The organism is Primorskyibacter sp. S187A (assembly GCF_049800955.1).
Classification (GTDB): Bacteria; Pseudomonadota; Alphaproteobacteria; order Rhodobacterales; family Rhodobacteraceae; genus JAKVBH01.
This window is the reverse complement of sequence record NZ_JBNAGA010000003.1, coordinates 22662-46049: the sequence shown is the minus strand read 5'-3', so window position 1 is coordinate 46049 and position 23388 is coordinate 22662. Positions and strand designations below refer to the sequence as shown.

22 protein-coding genes are annotated in these 23388 nt (G+C 60.5%); 8 read left to right on the top strand and 14 right to left on the bottom strand.

Annotation, left to right across the window (positions count from 1 at the left end; genetic code table 11):
* Nucleotides 1-25 precede the first annotated feature (25 nt).
* The 7 genes from ACP15S_RS17575 to ACP15S_RS17545 form a co-directional block, all read right to left on the bottom strand.
* Entirely contained in the window at nucleotides 26-1597 is a 1572-nt protein-coding gene (locus ACP15S_RS17575; RefSeq protein WP_425040975.1) for a thiamine pyrophosphate-binding protein, read from the bottom strand.
* Complete coding sequence (locus tag ACP15S_RS17570; protein WP_425040974.1) at nucleotides 1597-2262, bottom strand: fumarate hydratase C-terminal domain-containing protein; 666 nt, start codon at nucleotides 2260-2262, stop codon at nucleotides 1597-1599. Before ACP15S_RS17570 ends, ACP15S_RS17575 begins: the two co-directional genes overlap by 1 nt.
* Complete coding sequence (locus ACP15S_RS17565; RefSeq protein WP_425040973.1) at nucleotides 2259-3215, bottom strand: fumarate hydratase; 957 nt, start codon at nucleotides 3213-3215, stop codon at nucleotides 2259-2261. The genes ACP15S_RS17570 and ACP15S_RS17565 overlap by 4 nt, the downstream gene beginning before the upstream one ends.
* A gap of 91 nt (nucleotides 3216-3306) precedes the next feature.
* The gene (locus ACP15S_RS17560) at nucleotides 3307-5064 is read right to left on the bottom strand and encodes an L-aspartate oxidase (RefSeq protein WP_425040972.1); all 1758 of its coding nucleotides are present in this window, start codon (nucleotides 5062-5064) and stop codon (nucleotides 3307-3309) included.
* Between the two features lie 4 nt (nucleotides 5065-5068).
* Nucleotides 5069-5422, bottom strand: a complete 354-nt coding sequence (gene sdhC, locus ACP15S_RS17555) for a succinate dehydrogenase, cytochrome b556 subunit (protein ID WP_425040971.1) — start codon at nucleotides 5420-5422, stop codon at nucleotides 5069-5071.
* The gene (locus ACP15S_RS17550; RefSeq protein WP_425040970.1) at nucleotides 5419-5766 is read right to left on the bottom strand and encodes a succinate dehydrogenase; all 348 of its coding nucleotides are present in this window, start codon (nucleotides 5764-5766) and stop codon (nucleotides 5419-5421) included. Before ACP15S_RS17550 ends, sdhC begins: the two co-directional genes overlap by 4 nt.
* Nucleotides 5763-6485, bottom strand: a complete 723-nt coding sequence (locus tag ACP15S_RS17545) for a succinate dehydrogenase/fumarate reductase iron-sulfur subunit (protein ID WP_425040969.1) — start codon at nucleotides 6483-6485, stop codon at nucleotides 5763-5765. Before ACP15S_RS17545 ends, ACP15S_RS17550 begins: the two co-directional genes overlap by 4 nt.
* Before the next feature lie 129 nt (nucleotides 6486-6614).
* Between ACP15S_RS17545 and ACP15S_RS17540 the strand changes: the two genes are divergently transcribed.
* Nucleotides 6615-7457 (top strand): nitroreductase family protein, encoded by an 843-nt coding sequence (locus tag ACP15S_RS17540; RefSeq protein WP_425040968.1) that lies wholly within the window; start codon nucleotides 6615-6617, stop codon nucleotides 7455-7457.
* A 20-nt stretch (nucleotides 7458-7477) separates the two neighbouring features.
* Here ACP15S_RS17540 and ACP15S_RS17535 read toward each other — a convergent pair whose 3' ends face one another.
* The 3 genes from ACP15S_RS17535 to ACP15S_RS17525 all read right to left on the bottom strand — a co-directional run bounded on the left by ACP15S_RS17535 (nucleotide 7478) and on the right by ACP15S_RS17525 (nucleotide 10869).
* The gene (locus ACP15S_RS17535) at nucleotides 7478-8512 is read right to left on the bottom strand and encodes a zinc-binding dehydrogenase (protein WP_425040967.1); all 1035 of its coding nucleotides are present in this window, start codon (nucleotides 8510-8512) and stop codon (nucleotides 7478-7480) included.
* A 428-nt stretch (nucleotides 8513-8940) separates the two neighbouring features.
* On the bottom strand, nucleotides 8941-10080 hold the full coding sequence (locus ACP15S_RS17530; RefSeq protein WP_425040966.1) for an MFS transporter: 1140 nt from the start codon (nucleotides 10078-10080) through the stop codon (nucleotides 8941-8943).
* 24 nt (nucleotides 10081-10104) lie between these two features.
* On the bottom strand, nucleotides 10105-10869 hold the full coding sequence (locus ACP15S_RS17525) for a DeoR/GlpR family DNA-binding transcription regulator (protein WP_425040965.1): 765 nt from the start codon (nucleotides 10867-10869) through the stop codon (nucleotides 10105-10107).
* 77 nt (nucleotides 10870-10946) lie between these two features.
* Between ACP15S_RS17525 and ACP15S_RS17520 the strand changes: the two genes are divergently transcribed.
* Both ACP15S_RS17520 and ACP15S_RS17515 read left to right on the top strand, forming a co-directional pair.
* Nucleotides 10947-11339: a VOC family protein gene (locus tag ACP15S_RS17520; RefSeq protein WP_425040964.1), complete on the top strand. Its 393-nt coding sequence runs from the start codon at nucleotides 10947-10949 to the stop codon at nucleotides 11337-11339.
* A gap of 140 nt (nucleotides 11340-11479) precedes the next feature.
* Nucleotides 11480-12085, top strand: a complete 606-nt coding sequence (locus ACP15S_RS17515) for a TetR/AcrR family transcriptional regulator (protein WP_425040963.1) — start codon at nucleotides 11480-11482, stop codon at nucleotides 12083-12085.
* A gap of 124 nt (nucleotides 12086-12209) precedes the next feature.
* Here the strand turns inward: ACP15S_RS17515 and ACP15S_RS17510 are convergent, their stop codons facing one another.
* From ACP15S_RS17510 to ACP15S_RS17500, 3 genes are all read right to left on the bottom strand, one after another.
* On the bottom strand, nucleotides 12210-14189 hold the full coding sequence (locus ACP15S_RS17510; RefSeq protein ID WP_425040962.1) for an ABC transporter permease: 1980 nt from the start codon (nucleotides 14187-14189) through the stop codon (nucleotides 12210-12212).
* Nucleotides 14189-15208 carry a quaternary amine ABC transporter ATP-binding protein gene (locus ACP15S_RS17505; RefSeq protein WP_425041305.1) on the bottom strand — a complete coding sequence of 340 codons (1020 nt, stop codon included), beginning with the start codon at nucleotides 15206-15208 and terminating at the stop codon, nucleotides 14189-14191. The genes ACP15S_RS17510 and ACP15S_RS17505 overlap by 1 nt, the downstream gene beginning before the upstream one ends.
* A gap of 113 nt (nucleotides 15209-15321) precedes the next feature.
* Nucleotides 15322-16263, bottom strand: coding sequence for an ABC transporter substrate-binding protein (locus ACP15S_RS17500; protein ID WP_425040961.1), 942 nt, complete (start codon nucleotides 16261-16263; stop codon nucleotides 15322-15324).
* Nucleotides 16264-16551: 288 nt separating this feature from the next.
* Between ACP15S_RS17500 and ACP15S_RS17495 the strand changes: the two genes are divergently transcribed.
* The 4 genes from ACP15S_RS17495 to ACP15S_RS17480 are packed head-to-tail and all read left to right on the top strand — an operon-like array spanning nucleotide 16552 to nucleotide 21602.
* Nucleotides 16552-17802, top strand: a complete 1251-nt coding sequence (locus ACP15S_RS17495) for a sarcosine oxidase subunit beta family protein (protein ID WP_425040960.1) — start codon at nucleotides 16552-16554, stop codon at nucleotides 17800-17802.
* Entirely contained in the window at nucleotides 17802-18089 is a 288-nt protein-coding gene (locus tag ACP15S_RS17490; RefSeq protein WP_425040959.1) for a sarcosine oxidase subunit delta, read from the top strand. The genes ACP15S_RS17495 and ACP15S_RS17490 overlap by 1 nt, the downstream gene beginning before the upstream one ends.
* Complete coding sequence (locus ACP15S_RS17485; protein ID WP_425040958.1) at nucleotides 18086-21037, top strand: sarcosine oxidase subunit alpha family protein; 2952 nt, start codon at nucleotides 18086-18088, stop codon at nucleotides 21035-21037. The genes ACP15S_RS17490 and ACP15S_RS17485 overlap by 4 nt, the downstream gene beginning before the upstream one ends.
* The gene (locus ACP15S_RS17480) at nucleotides 21030-21602 is read left to right on the top strand and encodes a sarcosine oxidase subunit gamma (protein ID WP_425040957.1); all 573 of its coding nucleotides are present in this window, start codon (nucleotides 21030-21032) and stop codon (nucleotides 21600-21602) included. The genes ACP15S_RS17485 and ACP15S_RS17480 overlap by 8 nt, the downstream gene beginning before the upstream one ends.
* A gap of 4 nt (nucleotides 21603-21606) precedes the next feature.
* On the opposite strand, the gene ACP15S_RS17475 is transcribed toward ACP15S_RS17480, so the two are convergent.
* Nucleotides 21607-22602: a GlxA family transcriptional regulator gene (locus ACP15S_RS17475; RefSeq protein ID WP_425040956.1), complete on the bottom strand. Its 996-nt coding sequence runs from the start codon at nucleotides 22600-22602 to the stop codon at nucleotides 21607-21609.
* A 150-nt stretch (nucleotides 22603-22752) separates the two neighbouring features.
* On the opposite strand from ACP15S_RS17475, the gene ACP15S_RS17470 reads away from it, so the two are divergent.
* Nucleotides 22753-23379: a helix-turn-helix domain-containing protein gene (locus ACP15S_RS17470; protein ID WP_425041304.1), complete on the top strand. Its 627-nt coding sequence runs from the start codon at nucleotides 22753-22755 to the stop codon at nucleotides 23377-23379.
* Nucleotides 23380-23388: the final 9 nt, after the last annotated feature.

Genomic DNA, 23388 nt, shown 5'->3' with positions numbered 1-23388 from the left:
GTCCAGACCTCCAGAGCGCCGCTGTTCAGAACGAAGGCGCGGCAAAGCCTTCCATCTCGACATTGATGCAGGCGGGCAACCCGCTTTCCAAAGCGCTCCGCAAGGCGGGCCCAAGCTGGTCTTTCCGCGTGACATGTGCGCCAAAACCGCCAAGCGCCTCAACCGCGAGATCATAGCGCGCCCCGCTCAGGTCGCATCCGATGCGCCGTTCTGCGCCAAAACTGCGGGTCTGGATGAGGTGCTCCGCGTTCCAACGTCTGTCATTGCCGATTACGGCGACAAAGGGCAGCTGCGCGCGCACGGCAGTCTCGAATTCGCCCAGATGGAACCCAACGGTTCCGTCCCCCATGAGCGCCACAACCAGGGCATCAGGCGCCGCCGTTTTAGCACCCATGGCGTAGCCAAGACCGCCACCAATCATCCCAGAGACCCCATTCATCACCCGGCGCGGCGCGGTGCTGAAGGCTTGTGCCCATTGCCCGAATTCACCCCCATCACAGATCAGAACGGTTTCATCAGCAGCATCGAGATCGGTTTGGACCGCCCCGCAGATATCGGCCGGCGTGATCCGCTGGGACACAGGCGAGGCAACGCGCGCGCTGAGCATGGCTCTCGCCCGTTTGATCCAGGCGGTCCGTTCGGGCTGGTCCGGGGATGTCGCGAGGAGTGCCTTTGCCGCCTCTTTGCCATGCGCTTCAAGACTGCTGTGAAGGCGCGGCCCAAGGTTCTTCCGAGCGAGATCAAGGCTCACCTGATCGCCCGCGACCACGTCCCATGTCTGCGCTTGGGGCCAATGCTCTGCCGCCCCGAAGCCCAAAGTGAAATCAATCTGTTTGCCGATGCAAAGAACGTGGTCGACCTCGCGCGCAAGCTCCCGCAGACGCCCGAGGGCAGGATCGTTCAGACCGCGCGGGCTCTCCATCGCCACAACGGGCGCGGCCAGCGCGGTTTGCAAATGCGCTGCAAGCCCCGGCGCACGGGTCTCCGTCAGGGACGGACCAAGGATGACCAGTGGTGCGCGTGCCTCCGCCATCCGTTGCAGATCCAGCGCTTCCGACGTCTCGCTGTCGGGCGTAGGCGGCTGGGCCACCGGCGTTGCCACCTGCTCCAGCAGCACGTCAGCCGGCAAGGCCAAATGCACCGGGCCGGGCCGTCCACGTTGCGCGAGATCCAGAGCGCGCAGCACAGAGGGCCCGATATCGTCGGCGGTCATGATCCGCCATGAGGCCTTGGTCATGCTCTGGGTCAGGGCGATCTGATCCATTTCCTGAAATGCGCCAGCCCCATCTTTGGCCACGGGGCTATCCCCGCTGAGCAAGACCACCGGCGTGTCGGAAGCGCGCGCGGCAATGAGAGCCCCGGCTGCATTGCCAAGGCCACCACCCGCCGTCACCAGCGCAACCCCCACACCGTTGGTCACTTGGGCATAGGCCTCGGCCATCTGAACGGTCGCCGCCTCATGGCGTGTGTGGATCAATTGTATGTCGGTGTCGAAGATTGCATCAAAGACCGGCATGATCTGATTGCCGCTCAACGCGAAAATGGCCGTGACATCGCGGCTGACAAGCGCGCGGATCAGGGCGTCTGCCCCGCGCATCAAATCACCTCATCGGTGCGGTCGTCACTCTCGCCATAGCGCTTCAGGACCGCCGGTTTGGTCCCCTCGTAGACGCGCGCGACATTCTCAGCGATCTTCGCATTTTCCCGCTCGAACAGGCAATCGCCATTGAGATCAGACGCCACAATAAAAGGCCCCATACGTTTGCAGCGGATGACCCACATGGCCTGCGCCAAGCCGAGCTCTTCGTTCCAATGGACCGCCTCGACATTTTCAACGCCGCGTCCGAGAAGCGCGCCCGTGCCATAGCCTACAGTCGAGAGATAAACCGCGCCGTTGGGCACAAAATACTCCTTGTAGTCCTTCGAACTCATCCCGCCTTTGCCGACAATGAGCTTTGCCCCCGTCTTGGCCATCCACTCGGGCAGCCATTTGGCAAAACGGAACGAGGCAGTCGCGGTCACCGCGCCCATATCAAAGCTTCCATCCGGGTTGATCCGCGCGGCGGGCGAGCAATGGAAATTGGCAGCGCTCTCGGAAGGCAACTCCATGGGAATATTGGCTTGTTCCTCCAACGCGCGCATGTAGACGCCCTCGCGCGCCGTGTACATCAACCCATCAAGATAGACGATATCGCCCAGTCTGAGAGCTGCGATGTCCTCTGCCGTTGGCGTTGTGGACAGCGTTACTTCACGCAAGCTCATTCCGCGGCCTCTCGGGCTGCTTCCCAATCCACGGTTTCGCGGCGCTGGTACGGCGTAAACCAATCCGGGTCCGTGCGATGCTCGACCCGGCCATCCGCGTGAATACGTGCCACGGCGCGACGCGAGGACAGGCAGAACGCATGCACCGACATCGGCATGCCGCCCGTGTGGCAATACCCGACCTCGATATTGCAATCGATCACCATATTCTTGCCGACAAATCCCATAGCGCCCATGCCGATAGAGTTTCCAAGCTCCTTGAATTCCTCTTCCATCTCAGCGATGCGCGGATCGGAGTTGCGGCTGCCCACCGTACGCAGGATCGAGGCCCGCTTGCCCAGCACCATGCAGGTGTCCTTGGAGCCACCGAGCCCGATCCCGATAATCGCAGGCTGGCACGCCAGACCCCGCTTGCCAAAGGCCATCAGGCTGTCGAGGTAAAAGCGTTTGATCCCCTGAATGCCATCGGAGGGAAAAAGCATCCGGTAATCCGTCCCAAACAGCCCACCTTTGTGAACCGTGATGAGATCGATCCACGCGCCCTCGGGCTCAAAACCATATTCGATTTCAGGGGCTCCGATGCCCACGTTGTTATTGTGGTCCGTGCGCCAGAGTGGATGCACGCGATTGGGCCGCAGCGGCACACCGTTGGTGGCATTGGCTGTGGCGCGCCGCAACGCGCCCTCAAGTGCCACCATGCCACCTTCAACACGGGCCTCGTTGCCCATCTTTACAAACCAGCGCGGCACGCCTGTATCGCCACACATGGCGCGCCTGTCTTCTTTGGCCGCTTCATAATTATCGAGCATCGCCTTGAGCACAAAGGAGGACAGATCGCCATCCTCTGTCTTGGCCGCGCGTTGCAGCCCATCAAGGTAGTCCTGCGGGATCTCGATCGCGGCCTTGTCCATCAAGGTCTCTGCGGTGGACTGGATCAGCTTGAGAGCAATCATCGGTCTGTCTTCCTCTTGCTGTAAAAATCCCGGGGACGTCTGGAGGGACAACACCCCGTCATTGGGTCTACGACACGCTTAGCGAGCCGCCTCATTGCGCCGCAACCAGAGTGTCCGGTTCGCCTTCGGGCAAAACAGTCTCACCCGGGCGCACAATCGAGAATTCAACCGGCACTTCCCCAACCGACACCGCGCCGTCTTTCATCTGCGCAATTGTGTAGGTGCTGTCTTCCATGGCGCCGGGATCGGGGAAATCCTCCCGAAAATGCGCACCACGTGAATTCTCGCGCACGAGGCCCGCCTTGGCGATCACTTCGGAGATATCGCAGAGCGAGCGCATGTTGAGCCAGTCGTGCCAGGTCAGGTTAAAGGCCAGATTGCTGCCCTCAACGCCAACATCCATCAGAGCCTCGGATATGTCAGCAATGCCCGAAAGCCCCCGTGTCATACCAGCCGCGGTACGCATCACGCCCACCTCATCCCACATGACGTTTTGCAATTGCTGCCGCAGCGGCAAAACCAATTGGGGCGTCTTGCCGAGAGGATGCACGGCACGGGCGATCTCAGCATCCAACACATCCTCATCCGGCGCGCGGAGCCCCATGCCCTTGATGTCCGCGCCCATCGTATCGCCTGCAATCCCGCCATAAACGGTTGAATTGGCAACGCCATTGCCCCCCAACCGGTTGGATCCATGCGCGCCGCCGGCATCCTCGCCCGCAACATAGAGCCCTTCCATTGCCGTACGCGTATCCACATCGACCACGACGCCGCCCATGAAGTAATGCGCCGTAGGCACAACCTCGACCTTGCCCGCCGCGAGATCAAAGCCTGAATCCGCACAACGTTTGACCATGCCCTTGAATTTCTGGGCCACCCATTCGGGCCCAAGATGCGCCATGGAAATGAAGACACCTTCCTGCTCGGGATTGTTGTTCTTGCGCATTTCCGCGTAGATACCCCGGCTCACGACATCACGCGTCGCGCGCTCGCCTTTGGCATCATAGTCGAACATGAAGCGCTGTCCGGCATGGCTGATCAACTGCCCCCCTGCCCCGCGCAGCCCCTCTTCGAGAACGGTGCCTGTCATGCGGGTATGATCCCCCGCCAAAAGGCCCGTGGGATGGAATTGCACCATCTCCATATCGCGCAGCTTGAGGCCTGCGCGCAGCGCCATCGCCAGACCATCCATGGTCTTGTCGCCGCTGGGCGTGTGATACTTGTACATCGTGGGCCCGCCGCCCGTCGCCATCAGAACGGTTTTGGCCCGCACAAAGCGAAACCGCCCGGTGCGCATGTCGATCATCAAAACACCTGACAGCGCGCTGCCATCCCGCGTCGGGATCAAGCCGATGGCGCGGTGTTCCTGAAGCTTCTCGACGCCCGAGGCCAGGACCTTTTCCATCAGCCGGTTGATGATCTCGATCCCCGTGAGATCCCCTTTGTGCACGGTCCGATCAGCCGTCTGCCCGGCAAAAGCCTTTTGGTGCAAGGAGCCATCGGGATTGCGATCAAAGAAACAGCCGATCTCGTTTTCCAGCTCGCGGATGCGCACCACGGCCTGTTCGCACAACCGCCAGGCCATGTCCTGATTTGGCAACCATTTGCCGCCAATGATCGTGTCCATGAAGTGCCGCTCGACCGTATCGCCGCCGCCAAGCGCCACGTTGTAGCCGCCCTGCACCATGCGCGTACAGCCGCACTTCCCGATCAAACCCTTGACGGCAATGGTAATCTTGGTGCCCTCGGGCGCGGTCTGCTGGGCATGGAGCGCCGCAAAGAGACCCGCGCCTCCCGTGCCAAGGATCAGGATATCCGTGTCGTGACGATCGATCTCTACACCGGTCATGGAGCTATACCGCCTGCATCAAAAAGAGTGTTGCAACAAGAAAGGACAGCGCCGCCGCGGCCGCCGCGAGGGATTTTTGCGCCCCGCTCCAGGGCAGCCATTCCAGCGCCATCAACCGCAGACCGCCAAACATATGCACGGCCAGCAGGAACACGAGGCCGAACTCCGCCAGTTTCACGACGCCCGCTTCCGTGAGTGTCAGGAACCCATCGAGCCGGGCCGGGTCTGTCATGGCCAGGGCCAGAACCCAGAAATGGAGCGGCAGGAACAAGGCCAGCAAAAGCCCCGAGACGCGGTGCAGGATGTAGGCCAGCCAAAGCGGATGCGCCCGCGAGGTGATCCCACGCGCCGCCCTCATGATCCAAGACCGGCTGCAAATGTCACCGCCCAAACCGCGCGTGCGCCGAGCGCAAAGAGGCCAAGGCCAATGCCCCACATCAAGACATCCAGCGCCCAGCCGCGCACAGCAACCCATTCATGGGCAATCGTGCGCAACCCGATGGCCCCATGGATCGACACGGCCACAACGAAGAGGCCGTAGAAGGCAAACCACAGGACCGAACCTTGCGTCCGCCCCAGAATTTCCGCAGCACTCAGCCCGCCCTGGATCGCATAAATCATGACGGCCAGATGGCCGAGCACAAACGGCGCCATCAGCAGGGCGGTGATCCGTTGCGCCATATACAGCCTGAGCGTCATCATGATCTGCCTTTCCGGAAAAAGGATCGGGCCGTTTCGCGCTTCAACCCGGCAATGGCGCGCATCGGGTCCAGCTCATTGGGGCAATAGACCGTGCAGGAGCCCATCGAATGGCAATTGTGGCATCCGCCCTTGCCCGAGACCGCATCAAGGATCGCGTTGCGCCCCTCATCCTTGGCATCGTTGAGCAGAGTCCATGCCCGCTGCAGGGCCGCAGGGCCGAGGTAGTCCGGATTGCCCGCGACCGTATCGCAGGCCGCATAGCAGACCGAACAATTGATGCATTCAATCCCGGCGTTGGCTTCGACCCGCGCGGCACTCTCCTCATCGACCGGCGCAATCGGATCCTCGCGGGTCAGCCCTGCGTGATGCACGCCTTCCGCCGCCACCCATTTGTCGAAGAACGGATCCATATCAACCGCCAGATCCTTGATCACTAGCAGATTGCGAAGCGGCCCAATGACGACCTCACCGCCCGCGCTCACCTTCGAGATATGCGTCCGACAGGTCCAGCGCGGCGTGCCGTTCACCATCATCGCGCAGCTGCCGCACATCCCGACGCGGCAGGCAAACCTGTAGCTCAACGTCGGATCCACATTCTGCTGCACCCATGACACCACGTCGAGAACGGTCTGATTGTCCTGCGCGGGCACATCGAAGACGCTCTGCGCCCCGGGCGTGTTTGGCCCTCGTTCAATGGTCACTCTAAGGTTTTCGGGCATAATGATGCGTCACATCTTCCGCTAAGGATCGACTCTGTGACAGAGTGTATCCGACAGCGTTACTTTATAAACGCGATAAATCCTTAATCTTTTCGTTAGCATGCCTAACACAAACTCTGTGGAATTCGTATGACCAAGACACCACGTGACGCATTGGACCAAGCCTTGCTTGCGCGATTTCCGGATGCGCCCACCATGCCCGAGGGAGTTGCGTGCACAGAGACCTTACGGGGCCTTGCAACGCGCGGGTCCTGCCGCGCCTTCAACAACGATCCTGTGCCGTTTGAACTTCTCGATATGCTCAGCGCTCTGGCTCTGGCCTCGCCCACAAAGAGCGATCTGCAACAACGCGACATCATCTTTGTGCAATCCGCGTCCGTACGCACTGCCCTCGCAGATCTCGTCTCCGGTCAGGCTTGGGTCGCTCAAGCGCCGATCATCGCGGTGTTTTGCGGCAACAATCGCCGACAGCGGCTCATCCATGAATGGCATGACGTGCCGTTCGCCAATGACCATCTGGATGCTTTCTTCAATGCCTCGGTGGATGCCGCCATCGCGCTCAGCGCGTTTGTTGTGGCAGCAGAAAGCCAGGGGCTTGGGTGTTGTCCGATCAGCGCGGTGCGCAATGCAGCCGCCAAGGTCTCGACGCTTTTGCACCTGCCCGATCATGTCTTCCCGGTGGCCGGGCTGGCCATTGGCTATCCCGCGCAAGCGCCGGATATCTCCATGCGGCTGCCGCTCAGGGTCACACGTCACGTGGATCGCTATAGCGAGACGGGTTTGCGTGAGGCGGTTGCGGCCTATGACGAGAGCCGCGCCGCGCGCCAGCCCTACAACACGCAACGGCGCCGGGATGTATTTGGCGCGAAAGCCACCTATACATGGTCAGACGACAAGACCCGCCAATACAGCGCGCCTGAACGGGCCGATTTCGGCGCCTTCGTGCGCGCGAAAGGCTTCCGTCTGGATTAGATCAGTATCGCGCACCTGCCCTATTGCGTGAAATCCGTGATCACAGCAGTCCCGGGAGCCGTGGGACCTGTCATCGCGCGGAGCTCAGCGCTGGCGCCTGACAAAGTCACTTCCCGCGCCACCATGGGCGACAGGTCCACCGCCCCGCGCTCGATCATGTCCAGCAGTGAGGGGTACTTCCAAGCGGGCATCCCGCGCGTGCCGTAGAACGCAAGCTGTTTGCTGTAGATCGCGCGCATGTTGATTTCCATCATCCCGTCGCCCGCGGGCATGCCCACATGCACATGGCGCCCCAAGGTCGCGAGGCATTCGACGGACGCATTGGCCGTTTGCGCAATGCCTAGGGCTTCAATCGAGACCTGCGCACCGCCCTTCGTGATCTCCCGAATGGCCTCCGCTGCATTCTCACGCGCGGCATTCACCGCTGCATCCGCACCCAGTGCTTTCGCATGGTCCAGCTTTTCATCCACAACATCGACAACAACAACCTGCGCGCCAAGCATCTTGGCCAGCAACATCGCGGACAGGCCGATCCCACCTGTGCCATGCACCGCGACCCATTCGCCCGCCCGGACATTGGCCCGGTCGGTCAGCGCGTGCCACGCTGTCGTCACACGGCACCCGAGACCGGCCGCCAGACTGGGCGACATGGTCTGCGGCAAATGCACAAGGTTATGGTCAAAGGGAACAGCAACGTATTCGGCATAAGCTCCTGGCGTCCCGAAGCCCGGCACAATCGCATTCTCGCACGTGTTGGACACGCCCGTGTCACACGCGGGACAAGCGCCACAGGCGAGGATGAACGGCGCAATCAAACGATCACCGACCGTGTAGCGCGCCTTGGAGCCCGCCTCGACAACCGTACCGCAATACTCATGGCCAAGGATCGCACCCGGCGTCACGCGAGGATGTTCACCGGTCCAGCCATGGAAGTCTGACCGGCACACGCCACAGGCCGCCACTTCCAGAACAACACCATTCTCGGGGCAGACAGGGTCCGGCACCGTTTCAATGGACAAATCTTCATTAAACTCCCGGATAACGGCCGCTTTCATTGTGTTCCCCCCAGTTGGTTTTTTCTTGACGATGTGCTTTACGCCCCAATCAACACAATCCTTTGGCTCGGTAAACCAGTACGAAGCAAGGGCGCGCAAAGACACGAGGCGGTCAGCCTCATGGCGAGAGCAATCCCGCTCGTTGATTTTGGGCCCGTACCATCAAAAGCAAGCCATCGGTCAAAATGCGGGCTAAGGCCTCTTCAACTAAGCGTCGCCACCGCTCATCCCGCGCCGGAGCAGATGGAACGAGGCCGGGCGGCTGATGAATAGCCTCAGACATTTCCTTCGGGTCTCTCTGCGGGGATCAAGCAGGTCATAGGCTTGGGCATTCTCATGGCGGACAAAGGCGCAGCCCATCAAAGATCCGCCAATCCCCGCCGCCATGCTGATGAGGGGTGTATCCCAGCGTCTGAGAGAGCCAAAGCTCAAGACCTTTTCCCCACAGCCCTACCCGCGCAAAGCGGAACGACTGACATAAGGAGTACCAGCATCCAAAAGGCTGTCGTCAGAGATGTGACCCCGGCAACAAATCCGATAATCGCCGGGCCCAGCAGGATGCCTGCATATCCGGTTGTTGTCACCGCGGCGATGGCGATCCCCGGTGGCATGATCCTCTGGCGCCCCGCAGCGCTGAACAGCACGGGCACGAGATTGGCCGCACCAAGGCCGATCAGGACAAACCCCACGAGAGCTGCGCTGGGGACCGGAGCCGCGAGGATCACCGCGATACCCAGCATTGTCAGAAGGCCACCGCCCGCAAGTGTCGCCAAAGGCCCAATCTGAGAGACCAATCGGTCGCCCGTCAGCCGCGCGATCAGCATGGCGATGGAAAAGAGGATGTAGCCAATGCCCGCGCGCTCGGCCGAAGCAATATCCAGATCGATGATGAGCAGCGCGCCCCAATCCAGAACAGCACCCTCGACGAGGAACGTAATGGCCGTCAGCGCAGCCAGCAGCAATACGACGCCGCGCGGCAGGGCAAAGGGCTCGGGCTCCTTGCCCATCACACTCAAGAACCGCGGACGCGCGAGGCACATGGCCAAAAGCGCTATCGCAGCACCAGCCAATGCGCAGAGGGCCACCGGCGCCGACATGGACAAGAGCAATGTCATGAGGCCCGCGCCACACAATCCGCCAATGCTCCAGAACGCGTGAAAGTTTGACATGAGCGGGCGGCGTTCGAGAACTTCGACTTCTGAGGCATGCAGGTTCATCGCCACATCAATCGTCCCCAAGGACGCGCCGAACACAAAGAGCACGCCGCCGAGCGCCAGAGGCGTGGTGGCCAGCGCCAGAAGGGGCAGCATCGCCACCAAACCAAAACCGCCCCAAAGGATCAAAGGTCGCGCCCCACGGCGCGCGGCCAGAAGACCCGTGACGGGCATCGCCAGAAGTGAGCCCAGGCCAAGACAGAGCAACAACAGGCCAAACTGGGCCTTGTCTGCCCCGACTGCCTCTTTGAAGAAGGGGAACAGCGGCGCGCAGCATGCCATGGCAAAACCCGCAGCAAAAAAGGCGAGACGTGTGGCGAGCCGGGCGGGTGCCATCCCGGATCCATCGCTCACGATAAGCCCCCCCTTCTTAAGACGTCACACATGGTGTGACACCACGCGCCGTGCCACGTCGGGCGCGAGCTTGCTCAGCGCTTCAGGTGCGGCATCTGTCACAATGGCATCGATGTCATTCAGCGCCAGCGTATGGTGCCGCGCGCGCCGGCCGAGCTTGGCGCTTTGCGTTATGACCATGGTGCGACTGGCGGCGGCATGCAGAGCGCGTTTGACCATGGCTTCATCATGATCGTCCGTGCTCAGACCAAAGGCGGCATCGATCCCGCACGCCCCAAGAATGGCGATATCCGCCGAAACCTCCGCTGCGCGATCCAGACAGGCATCACCCGTCGCGATCCCGCCGCGCGGGCGCAACATGCCGCCCAACACGAAAACCGATAGCCCCTTGTTTTGACACGCCACCGCCACCCAGGCAGACGGCGTAATGATCAAACGATCCTCGCGCACCGGGAGATAATCTATCAAGCCGAGTGTCGTGCGCCCGCCATCGATCAAGAGGGTCGGTGCATCGGAAATCCAGCGTATCGCCGCACGGAACATGTCCGCGTTCGCTGGCGGCTCCGCTTCAATCCGCTCATGCAGCGGCGCAGATGGTGTGGCACATGGCACCGCCCCACCCCGGACCCTGCGCGCCTTCCCGCTGGCTTCCAGAGCGAGGATGTCTCGCCGGATGGTGTCGACGGAAACGGCGAATTCCTGCGCCAGTTCTAAAGCGACAAGGTGCTGGCCGCTTTCCAGGCGGGTCGCGATTTCCATTTGTCGCGTATCAGGTACATTCAGATCCATGCAATTTCCTGCATATTCTTGCAATAAACTGCATAGTCAGCTTTACAGTGACGGTCAATGCGGCTTTGCAGAAGGATATGAAACAAATGAAATTGGCGCATATCGCATTGTGGACGCGGGATCTGGAGGCTTCTGCTCGTTTCTGGGCAACGTACTTCAGCGCGACAATTGGGGCCCGGTACGACAGCCAGAACCGTCCCGGATTTGCGTCCCGCTTCGTGGAACTTCCCGATGACGGTCTCCAAATCGAGATTATGGAGGGGCCATGGGTCACGCAGGGACCCGATGAGGTTTGTGGTTGGGCCCATGTCGCCTTCTGCGTTGGCGCGCCAGATCGCGTTGATGCGTTGGCTCAGCGATTTCAACGCGACGGTCTGCTCGTCTCTGCGCCCCGCCGGACCGGAGATGGGTTCTATGAGGCCGTCATCCGCGCACCGGATGGAACGCTGATAGAACTGGTTGCATCGTAAGGTGTCGAGCTTTCTGCCGCGCCGTTACATGCCCGCCTCAACAACATCCCAAAGCGTCAGCTCTGGTGGGACCACGGAGTTTGCCCTTGCAACCCACGTAATCAGTTTTACGGTCCCTATGTGACAAAGGAGGCGACGTCTTGAAAGAACATCGCAAAGCGCTGCGCCGCGCAGAAATCGAAGCTGCTGCGCAAGAGGTTCTCATTGAGAAAGGCTATGCCGCAGCCTCGATCTTGGACGTGGCCAAACGCGCCAAAGCATCCAATGAAACGCTGTATCGATGGTATGGCGACAAACTGGGATTATTTGCGGCTCTGGTCGCGCGCAATGCGGCGGGCGGCATGGCGATCCTGACCGGAACGATCGCGCAAGACGCGCCTCTTGAGCAACGGCTTGAGGCTTTCGGACGCGCATTGCTCAAGGGAATTCTCTCCGACAGTGCGGTCGAGCTGAACCGTGCGGCTGCGGCCGATGCGACAGGCCAGCTCGGCAAATCCATCGCGGAAAACGGGCGAGACGCGGTCATGCCGCTCCTTCAGAAACTCTTTGCAACATCCAAGCCAAACCTCACCTTCGCCAGCGACATGGAAGCTGCCGAGAGCTTCATCGCCTTGTTGGTGAGTGACATGCAGGCCCGCAGGATCATCGGAACGCTTCCGAGCCCGGATGAGGCCTTCATTGATGCGCGTGTGGATCAAGCAATAGCGCAGTTCAAGGTCCTGGGCGGTTGGGACACCTCTGCTTAAGCCAGACGACGCGAGCCCGGCAAACTTGCCGGAACACGTGACGGCCTGAAAGCGCTCACCGGTCGCTATGAGATCCTCAGAGCGGCCACGCGCAGCCCGCGCGTTTGGCCGCCCCCGGGGGGGGCTACAGCCCCAAGGCGCGCTTCTTGCCTTCAGCCCAGGTCATGATCGCCATATCAAACGTCAGCGCCATGAGAGATACGCAAATCCCCAGCACGAAGTTCTTGCCCAGATCGGTCCCGGCCAATGTCTTCTGTAGCTCCTGGCCCAAATCTTGCGTGCCGATGAAGGCCGCGATGATCACCATGAAGAAAGCAAACATGATCGCCTGATTGAAGCCCACGGCCATGGTCGGCAGCGCCAGCGGCAATTGCACATTCCACAGTTTTTGCAGCTTCGTGGCCCCAGCCATGTCCGCCGCCTCATTCATCTCAGGCGGCACACCGCGCAGGCCCTCGACGGTATATCGCACCAGCGGGACCATGGCGAAGACGAGGATCGAGAAAACAACGGAAGTCGCCGTAATGCCAAAGAGCATGATCGCCGGGATCAGGTAGATGAAGCTCGGAAAAGTCTGCGCCGTGTCACACACCAGCAAGACCCGTCGTGACGCCGCCTCGGAGCGGGCCGCGAGGATGCCGATCGGCAGGCCGATCAGCGTCGCGAGGATCACCGCAGAGATCACCGAATAAAGCGTGATGACCGAACGGTCCCACCATCCGGTCAGCGCGACGAGACCAAAGAAGACCGCAGCATAAATCCCCGCCTTCTTGCCGCCCAACGCCAAACCACCCGCGACCACGAGCATGATGAAGCCAAACGTCGGAATCGAGAGGAGGAAGTCGCGGAACGGATTAAGCACCCAGACATTGAGCACGTAGCGAATTTGCTCTGTGGTGCCTTTCACGATGTCCCAGGCCAGGAAGCTCTTGATTGCAGTGTCGATCTCCTTGCCTTGGGAGAAGCTCTGGCGGCGGCCAATTTCGGCGAACCATTCGACGAACTGTCCAAGGACAGTAAAGAAGACAAACGCCGCGAACCCGACGAGCAGATATTTGTGGCGCTTCCACCAAGGCGTGCCCTTCTCGAAATGCTCAGGCAGTTTCACAACCCAGGCTTTGGACAGACGATCAAGCGTCACCGCAAGCAGAACAATCGTGACACCGATCTCGAAGGAACGGCCCAGTTTGAAACTGCCCATCATGGCCAGAAGTTTTGCGCCCAAGCCCGGCATACCGATAAACGCGGTCAGAACAACCATGGCGAGGCAGAGCATGATAACCTGGTTCACCCCAACAAGGATCTCCGTCCGGGCCGCCGGGATGTAGACGTGCCGCAGCATCTGCCAACGCGAGCAGCCAGACATCTTGCCCGCCTCTACCACCTCGGGCGAGACTTTCTTGAGCCCCAGCGTGGTCATCAGAATCATGGGCGGGATCGCGTAAATGATCGTGGCCACCGCCCCCGCTGTCGGGCCGACCTTGAAGAAGATGACCGCAGGCAGCAGGTAGGTGAAAAACGGCAGGGTCTGCAAGACCGACAGGATCGGTTTGATCGCACGGTCGACCCAGGCGTATTTCCAGGCCGCAATGCCAAGCCCAATGCCAATCACAAAAGCCATGGGTGCCGCCACGACGAGGACGGACATCGTCTCCATCGCATCTTTCCACTGGCCGATCAGCGCGGTCCAAACGAATGTGCCCCCCGCCAACGCCGCCAGACGCCACCCGCCGAGATAATAGCCCAGCACGGCGGCAGAGGCCGCAATCGCGCTCCATGGGATCTGCTCAAACCGGGGCCAACGCTTTTTGCCGTAGAGCAGGTTGGCGGTGGTATCGAGCATGAATTGCAACGGCCCTTCCGCGAACCAGCGCGTCAGCTTTTCCAGCCCAAGGTCGGTGCGCACGAAATTGAATATCGCATCAAGCCAAATGGCAAAGGGCGGGATCCAGCTCTCCGGAAGCCGATGCAGCCATGCGGGCAAAAGGCCCGTGTATTGCAGCGCCGTGAGCACAATGGCCGCACAGACGAGCCATGTAGCGACCTGGAATGCACTGACCGATTTGGGCGTGTTGGGCGCGGAATTGGTCGTCAGAACTGTCATCAATCCGCTCCAACCAGCACCTGAAGGGCTTTTTGCCGGGATAGCGCGCCTATGATCGCGTCTCCATCCTGCACCGGGATGTAGTCGCGGACATCAGCGACCAGCGTGCTGGCAAGATCATGGATCGTGGCGCTGGCCGCGACGGCTGCGCCTTCTCCGCTGGCGTTTTCTTCCACCAAGACGCTGGCATGAACGACGCGGGATTTATCAATGTCTTCGGTGAACTTGCGGACATATTCGGTGGCCGGGTTCATGACGATTTGATCGGGCGTGTCACATTGCTCAACGGCGCCATCTTTCATGATGGCAATCCGGTCCGCCAGGCGCAGAGCCTCATCGAAATCATGCGTGATAAAGACAATTGTTTTGCCGAGCATCTCTTGCAAGCGCAGGAATTCGTCCTGCATCTCGCGGCGGATAAGCGGATCGAGCGCAGAAAAGGGCTCGTCGAGGAACCAAATATCGGGCTCAATTGCCAAGCTTCTAGCGATGCCCACGCGCTGCTGCTGTCCCCCTGAAAGTTCACGGGGGAAATAGTCTTCGCGCCCCTCCAGGCCGACAAGCTTGATCACCTCAAGCGCACGGTCCCGGCGTGTGTGGCGATCTTGTCCGCGCATCTCCAGCGGAAAGGCCACATTTTCAAGAACGGTCCGGTGGGGCAGCAGGCCAAAGCTTTGAAAGACCATGCCCATCTTGTTGCGGCGCAGATCGATGAGATCCTTTTCCGACAGCGCCATGATGTCCTGGCCTTCGACCTCAATCGTGCCGCCGGTAATGTCATGCAGGCGCGAGAAGCAACGCACAAGCGTCGATTTGCCGGAGCCCGACAAACCCATGATGACCAGCATCTCGCCACGGCCGACCTCAATCGAGACATCCTTGACCCCGGCAATATACCCATCGGCGCGGATATCGTCGAAGGAATGCCCCGCTGGCATTTTCTTGAGATAGGCTTCCGGATTGTTACCGAAGACTTTCCATACATTTTTGCAAGAGATGACAGGCGCCGTTGAGGTCATGGGAAATACCAACTTCAAGCTTGAGCAGGCGCAGCACGCTGCGCAATGGATATCCAAAAAGGGGCCCTGCCCGCCATGCGAACAGGGCCCTCCTTGCGTGTCAGAAAGGCAGCTTAGTTCAGCCAGGCTTTCCAGATATCTTCGTTGGCCGCGAGCCATTCGGCCGCAGCCTCATCGGGCTCAAGCTCATCGACATCCACGAGACGTGCCATTTCGGCGATCTGCGGGTTGGTGAAGCTGATCTTCTCGAGCACGCTGTAGGCGGCTGGCCACTTGGCTTCCATGCCGTCCCATGCCGCTTTCTTCAGGTAGCCATCCGCAGGGTTACCACAATCGTAGAGCGCATCAGGGTTCGGACCCACGGAGGGATCTTTGTCACAGCCATCAACCCATGTCGGGAACTCGACGAATTCACCCGGCCAGACGGCTTCGGCGAAGTTGGGCGTCCAGTTGAAGACAACGATGGGGCGTTTGTCAGCTTCAGCCGCACCGATTTCGGCCCAAAGCGCCGCGGCGGAGCCCGCATTGATCACTTCGAAGTTCATGCCCAGCGCTTCTACGCGCTCTTTGCCGTGCTTGAGCCAGTCCACAGGGCCATCGAGATAGCGGCCCTTGGAGCCTGTCTCTGCCGTGGCAAACAATTCGGCGCAGTCATTGAGCGCTTCCCAGCTTGGCAGCCCCGGGCACGCGTCCTTGGTCCACATCGGGTACCACCAGTCTTCGCGCGTCACGGCGTTATGATCGCCCACATCGACGATCCCGCCCTTTTCCATCGCGGCCCGGAAGGATGCACCGAAGGCGCCTTCCCAGACTTCCATCTCAAGCGTCACATCGCCGAGGCGGACCGATTCATAAACAGCCTGGCTGTCCGTCGTGACATACTCGACGTTGTTGCCCATTTCTTCGAAGATCTGGCCAACGACGTTGGACATAACAATCTGCGAAGACCAGTTGTGGACCGGAATTACGATTGGGTCAGAGCTGTCCGCGGCAAAGGCCGTCAGTGGCGCCAAGGCCAAAACCCCTGTCGCGAGTGCAGTTGATAGTTTATTCATAGTGACGTCTCCCTGGTTCGTCAGGCGCGCATCGATTCTGTATTTTTGGCGCGCGCTTTCGGCTACAGTCCTCCCGCGACCTGCGCATACGACTGTCTACAGTCAGCTTCCCATATTTTTACTGTGGATCAAGTATTTTTCTTATCAGGGGTGTTTTTTTTGATGTGTGACGGCCGAAACTCCCATTAACTAATGACAAAAAATGTCCGATTTGCATCGCTATCGTTCCGTTCCGAACGAGAATTTCATGCGTATTCGCTCCAAAATAGCGGAAAGGAGTCTGATTCCATGCGCTACTCTGGTTTAAAGGTCATAAAAGAGGCGTTGACCGGCCATCGCGGCTGGGGACCGGCTTGGCGCGATCCCGAACCGCAGTCCGCTTATGACATTGTCATCATCGGTGGTGGCGGGCATGGGCTTGCGACCGCCTATTACCTGGCCAAGGTCTATGGTCAAAAGCGCATCGCCGTGTTGGAGAAAGGCTGGATCGGGGGCGGCAATGTTGGCCGCAATACCACGATCATCCGCTCCAACTACCTGCTTGATGGCAATGAGCCTTTTTATGAATTCTCGCTCAAACTGTGGGAAGGGCTGGAGCAGGAGCTCAACTACAATGCGATGGTGAGCCAGCGCGGTATCCTCAACCTCATCCATTCCGACGCGCAACGCGACGCCTTCATCCGGCGCGGCAATGCGATGATTCTAAATGGCGCTGACGCGGAGTTGCTCAGCACGGCCCAGATCAAAGAGCGCTATCCCTTCCTCAATACGCGCAACGCACGCTTCCCGATCAAGGGCGGCCTGGCGCAACATCGCGGCGGCACGGTGCGTCATGACGCGGTGGCGTGGGGCTATGCCCGCGGGGCGGACCAGTTGGGCGTCGATATTATCCAGAACTGCGAAGTCACGGGCTTTCTCATCAAGGACGGCGTCTGCACCGGTGTCGAGACGACGCGTGGCACGATCAAGGCGGGCAAGGTCGCATCATGTGTCGCGGGCTCCTCTTCCCGCGTCATGGAGAAGGCGGGCATGCGTTTGCCCATTGAAAGCCACGTCTTGCAGGCCTTCGTCTCGGAGGGGCTCAAGCCGGTCTTGCCCGGCGTGATCACCTTTGGTGCGGGGCATTTCTATTGCAGCCAGTCGGACAAGGGCGGGCTTGTCTTCGGCGGCGATCTGGATGGGTATAATTCCTACGCCCAACGGGGCAACCTGCCCGTAGTCGAAGATGTCTGCGAAGGCGGCATGGCGATCTTCCCGATGTTGGGGCGCGCGCGGCTCCTCCGGATGTGGGGCGGGATCATGGACATGTCGATGGATGGCTCGCCCATCATTGACCAGACCCATATCGAGGGCCTCTATTTCAACGGCGGTTGGTGTTATGGCGGATTCAAGGCGACGCCGGCGTCCGGCTATTGCTATGCGCATCTGCTGGCCAATGACGCGCCACATCCCACCGCCACGGCCTACCGGTTTGACCGCTTCAACAAAGGCCTCATGATTGACGAAAAAGGGATGGGCAATCAGCCCAATTTGCACTGATGATCATCAACCATCCTCTCCTCGGGCCCCGCGATGCTTCCGAGTTCACCTACATGGGCGACGCCCGTCTTATCCACCGCCCGGATTGGGAAGCCGAAGATGCCGTTCAGCAATTCACTGACTATGGCTATCTGCGCGACAACCCGGCAGGCCCCCACCGCGAGCTCTGGTTTCACGAGGGCGGCGACCGGTCCTGGCTTGTCGTGACCCGCGATACGACCACCCATGAGATCACATCTGTTGAACTGGCCCGAGACGTGGCCCGCCGCGAGGGGCGCAGCACATGACCCAGAAAAACCGTCTGTCAGGTGGCCGCATCAACCGTGACGCGCCGATGTCTTTCACCTTCGATGGCAAGCGATACCAGGGCTACGAGGGCGATACGCTGGCCTCAGCCCTTCTCGCCAATGGCGTGCGTCTCATGGGTCGGTCCTTCAAATACCACCGCCCGCGCGGCCCACTGACGGCCGGATCCGAGGAGCCCAATGCGATCGTCGAGCTGCGATCCGGCGCGCGGCAAGAGCCCAACACCCGCGCCACGACAGCCGAGCTCTTTGACGGGCTGGAGGCGCGCTCGCAAAACCGCTGGCCATCGCTGGCCTTCGACGCAATGGCGATCAATGACCGGCTCTCGAACTTCTTTGCGGCCGGGTTCTATTACAAGACGTTCATGTGGCCAGCCGCCTTCTGGGAGAAGATCTACGAGCCGATCATCCGCAAGGCGGCCGGGCTTGGCTCCCTTTCGCTGGCGGATGATCCAGACAGCTATGACAAGGGGTTCCTGCATTGTGATCTTCTGATCATTGGCGCGGGCCCGGCAGGCTTGATGGCCGCTCTCACGGCAGGCCGTGCGGGCGCAGAGGTCATCCTGGCCGATGAGGACTTTTCCATGGGGGGGCGGCTCAATGCCGAAACCTTCAGCGTGGGCGAGCAAGGTGCCAGTGACTGGGCTGCTGGCATCACAGCAGAGTTGGCCAGTTTGCCCAATGTGCGGCTCATGTCGCGCACCACGGTTCTGGGCGCCTTTGATCACGGGATCTATGGCGCGCTTGAACGTGTGAGCGATCATCTCGCTGTTCCGGCCCCCGGCAAGCCGCGCCAAATCCTGTGGCGCATCTATTCCAAGCAGGCGATCCTCGCCGCCGGGGCCACGGAACGGCCCATTGCCTTTGAGCAAAACGACCGCCCCGGCATCATGCTGGCCTCCGCCATGCGCGCTTACGTCAACCGCTGGGCCGCAACGCCCGCGAACCGCGTCGCCGTGTTCACCAACAACGATGATGGGCACCGCACCGCCCATGACTTGCAGGCCAAGGGTGTAGAGATCGCTGCGGTGATCGACACACGCGCGGATGCACCGTCGGGCAGTGCGTTTGAGGTTCTCAAAGGCGCGCAGATCAGTGATACGATGGGGCGGCTTGGCCTCACTTTTGTCAAGGTGCAGCAAGCCGATGGCTCCGAGCGCACGGTTGAATGCGGCGCGCTGGGTGTGTCTGGCGGCTGGAACCCCAACGTACATCTCGCCAGCCACCAACGCGGCCGACCGACTTGGCAAGAAGACATTGCGGCCTTCGTGCCCGGCGAGGCTCTGCCCCAGGGCATGTCCGCCACCGGCGCGGCGCTTGGCATTTTCTCGACCCATGGCGCTTTGAGCAATGGTATCGCAGTCGCACGCGAGGCTCTGAAAACGCTGGGCATCAAATCCAAGACCCCGGCCCTGCCCCAAGCCGAAGATGCGCCCGTAAACATCACGCCCTTCTGGCACGTGGAGGGTGCAAAACGCGCCTGGCTCGATCAACAGAACGACGTGACGGCCAAGGATGTGAAGCTCGCCCATCAGGAAAACTTCAAATCCGTCGAGCATCTCAAGCGCTACACAACGCTGGGCATGGCTACCGACCAGGGCAAAACGTCCAACATTGGCGGGCTTGCCATCATGGCGGAGCTCGCGGGCAAATCGATCCCCGAGGTCGGCACGACGATCTTCCGCCCGCCTTATACGCCCACCGCCATTGGCGCTTTCGCGGGCCGCTCGTCCGGCAAGGATTTCCGTCCTGTGCGCAAAACGCCCTCCCATAAATGGGCCGAAGAACAAGGCGCTGTCTTTGTCGAGGTTGGCATGTGGCTGCGCGCGCAGTGGTTCCCCCGCCCGGGCGAAACGACATGGCGGCAAACAGTTGACCGTGAGGTCCTGCAAACGCGGCAATCCGTGGGGATCTGCGATGTGACGACGCTGGGCAAGATCGATGTGCAAGGCGCCGATGCGGCGACGTTCCTCAACAAGATCTACTGCAATCCTTTCGCCAAAGTGCCCGCAGGCAAGGTCCGCTACGGCCTGATGCTGCGCGAGGACGGGATTGCCATGGATGACGGCACTGCCGCGCGGCTGGCTGAGGATCATTTTGTCGTGACCACCACGACCGCCAATGCCGTGGGCGTCTATCGCCATATGGAGTTCGTGCGCCAGTGTCTCTTCCCTGATCTTGACGTTCAGTTCATCTCGACCACTGAGGCTTGGGCGCAGTATTCCGTCGCGGGGCCCAATGCGCGCAAGCTGCTGCAGAAGGTTGTCGATCCCGAGCACGATATCTCGAACGAGGCCTTCCCCTATATGGCTTGCGGCGACATCAGCGTCGGCGGTGTGCGCGGGCGGCTCTTCCGCATCTCCTTCTCGGGCGAGCTCGCCTATGAGATTGCCGTGCCCACACGCTACGGCGACGCGCTGATCCGTAGGCTCGTGGCCGCTGGCGAGGAATTCGACGCTGTAGTCTACGGGACCGAAGCGCTCGGTGTCATGCGCATCGAGAAGGGACACGCCGCGGGCAATGAGCTCAACGGGACGACCACGGCGCTCAATCTCGGCATGGGGCGGATGGTCAACAAGAAGAAAGACAGCATCGGCTCCACCCTCTCCGAACGTGAAGGGCTCAATACCGATGACGCGTTGAAACTCGTAGGCCTCAAGCCCGTTGATCCCAAGAACCCCGTGCCTGCCGGCGCCCATCTGATCAATGCAGGCGAGCGCGCGACGGCCGCAAATGATCAGGGCTATGTCACATCAGCCTGTTACTCACCCAATCTCGGGCATCATATTGCGCTGGCCTATCTCAAGTCAGGCGACACGCGCATGGGCGAGATCATACGGCTGGTGAGCCCGTTGACCGATGTGGACCACAAGGTCGAAGTTGTCAGCGCCCATTTCATTGATCCCGAAGGAGAGCGTCTCCGTGTCTGAAAACTTGCCCCAGATGATGCCCTTGACGGCGCTTGGCGGTGACACTCCGCGTGTCGATACCCATGGGCCTGTCACCCTGACAGAAATCAGCCATCTTGCGCTCGCGTCTGTCGCTGCGCGGCTTGGACAGGAAGACGCCTGCCGGGCGCATCTGATCGCGCTGTTGGGTGGGTCCGTGCCGGGTGTGGAGCAATTGGTCCTGCATGAGCCCGAAGCCGGTTTCTGGATCGGCCCGGATCAATGGATGATCGGCGCGCCCCATGACAGCCACGAGGACCTCGCGGCGCAATTGGTCCAGCGGTTTGGCGAGACCGCCTCGATCACAGAGCAAAACGATGCCTGGGCCGTCTTTGATCTCGAGGGTGATGTTGCACCGGTGATGGAACTGCTTTGCCCCATCAATATGCGCGCCTTTCCCGCAGGCTCTGCGCGGCGCAGCTCAATTGATCATCTGGGATGTTTCGTCACGTGCCGGGCTGACACCCACTTGCGCATCCTGGGGCCCCGATCTTCTGCCGGATCGCTCCACCACGCGCTGCTGACAGCCATGAAATCCGCCCATTGATGGCTTACGCCGAAGGGATCGAGAGATTGCCTTTGACCCGGAAGAGGTTGATGCGGTTTCGATCTTCCCGCGGCGTGACACCAAACGCCGCGCGGTAGTGCTTGGCGAAGGTCTGCGCGCTGGAATAGCCCACGGCCGCGCCGATATCGCCCAGCCTGTCATTGGTGTAGAGGATCATCTGCCGCGCGGCATCCATGCGCATCTTGCGATAATATTGCGTCGGGTTCAGCCCGGTGGATTGCTTGAACGAGCGCTCGAGATGGCGCGGGGTAATGCCCAAACGCGCCGCAACATCGGCGAAACTCATCGGGTCTGATATGTGCTCCGCAAAGAGCTTGGCCGCTCGGGCCACAAGCGGCGCCAACTGTTCGCCCGCCTTGTTGCCCGAGAGCGCGGGGACCGCCTGCCCCACGCCTTCGCGGCGCATGACCGGGTGCTGGAACCAGCAGGCCACCTCGGTTGATATGTCCGGCCCCAGCCGCTGCTCGATCAGATGGAGCGAGAGATCAAACGCCGCCGCCGCGCCCGCAGCGGTCACAATATCCTCCGACAGCTCGATCACCCGATCCGAACTCACGTGACCGGGAAAGTCTGCTTCAAACGCCGCTTTATAGCACCAATGAACCGCCAGCGGCTTGTCCGCTCCAATGCCCGCATGCACGAGCGGAAACACACCGCCGCTTACGGCGCCGAGCACAGTGCCATGGCGCTGCATGGCGCGCAGCTTGGCCGCATCGGCTGACGTCTGGAATCGCGCCGTGGGGGCGGACAAGACCATGAGCAAGTCAAGATCGGTCGCCTCCGCGATCGTTTGATCCGGCTCAAAATCAATGGACGCGCTGGAGCGCACCTTCTCTCGTGTCACCGCAACAAGGCGCCACAGGAACGCTTCCTGACCCGATATCTCATTTGCCGCCCGCAACGGCTCTATCATCGACGTCAGACACGCCATGGGAAAACCCGGGAAAATCAAAAAGCCTGTCAGAAAGGGTCGGGACATGCGTTATAATCCATCTTTTCGAAAAAAATTATACTGACAGGAATAAATCTGGCAATGACAAGAAAAATACCTAGGCTAGGGGTATGGACCTAAGCTCACTACGCTCATAAGGAGGGTCGCCAAATGGCAGTGGCAGAAACGGTGGCCGACATGATTGTGCGCCTCACACAAGATCCTCACTCAACGCGCGGGGTGCGAGAAAAAGTTCTCGAAGTTGCGATTGGGCGCGAGGTGCGCGGGTTTCGCAAGTCTCAAGGGACCACCGTGGCCGAATTGTCCGAGATGACAGGCCTGTCCATCGGGATGCTTTCCAAGATCGAGAACGGCAATACCTCGCCTTCCCTGCAGACTTTGCAAACGCTGGCCAATGCCCTCTCCGTCCCGCTCACGTCTTTCTTCCGCCAATATGAAGAACGGCGCGAAGCCGTGCACACAAAGTCCGGGGAAGGCGTCAGCACAGAGCGCGAAGGCACGCGCTCGGGGCACCAATACAAGCTTCTTGGTCATATCGGCAGTAATGCCAGCGGCGTCATCGTCGAGCCATATCTCATCGAATTGACAACCGAGAGCGACACATTCGAGACCTTCCAGCATGGCGGGATCGAAACGATCTACATGCTCGAAGGCGAGGTCGATTATCGCCACGGAAATGATGTATTCACGCTTGAGCCCGGTGATACGCTCTTCTTCGATGCGGATGCGCCGCATGGTCCCGAAAAGCTGACTATCCTGCCCGCGCGCTATCTCTCCATCATCAGCTATCCGCAACAAAGCTAGACGGGGCTT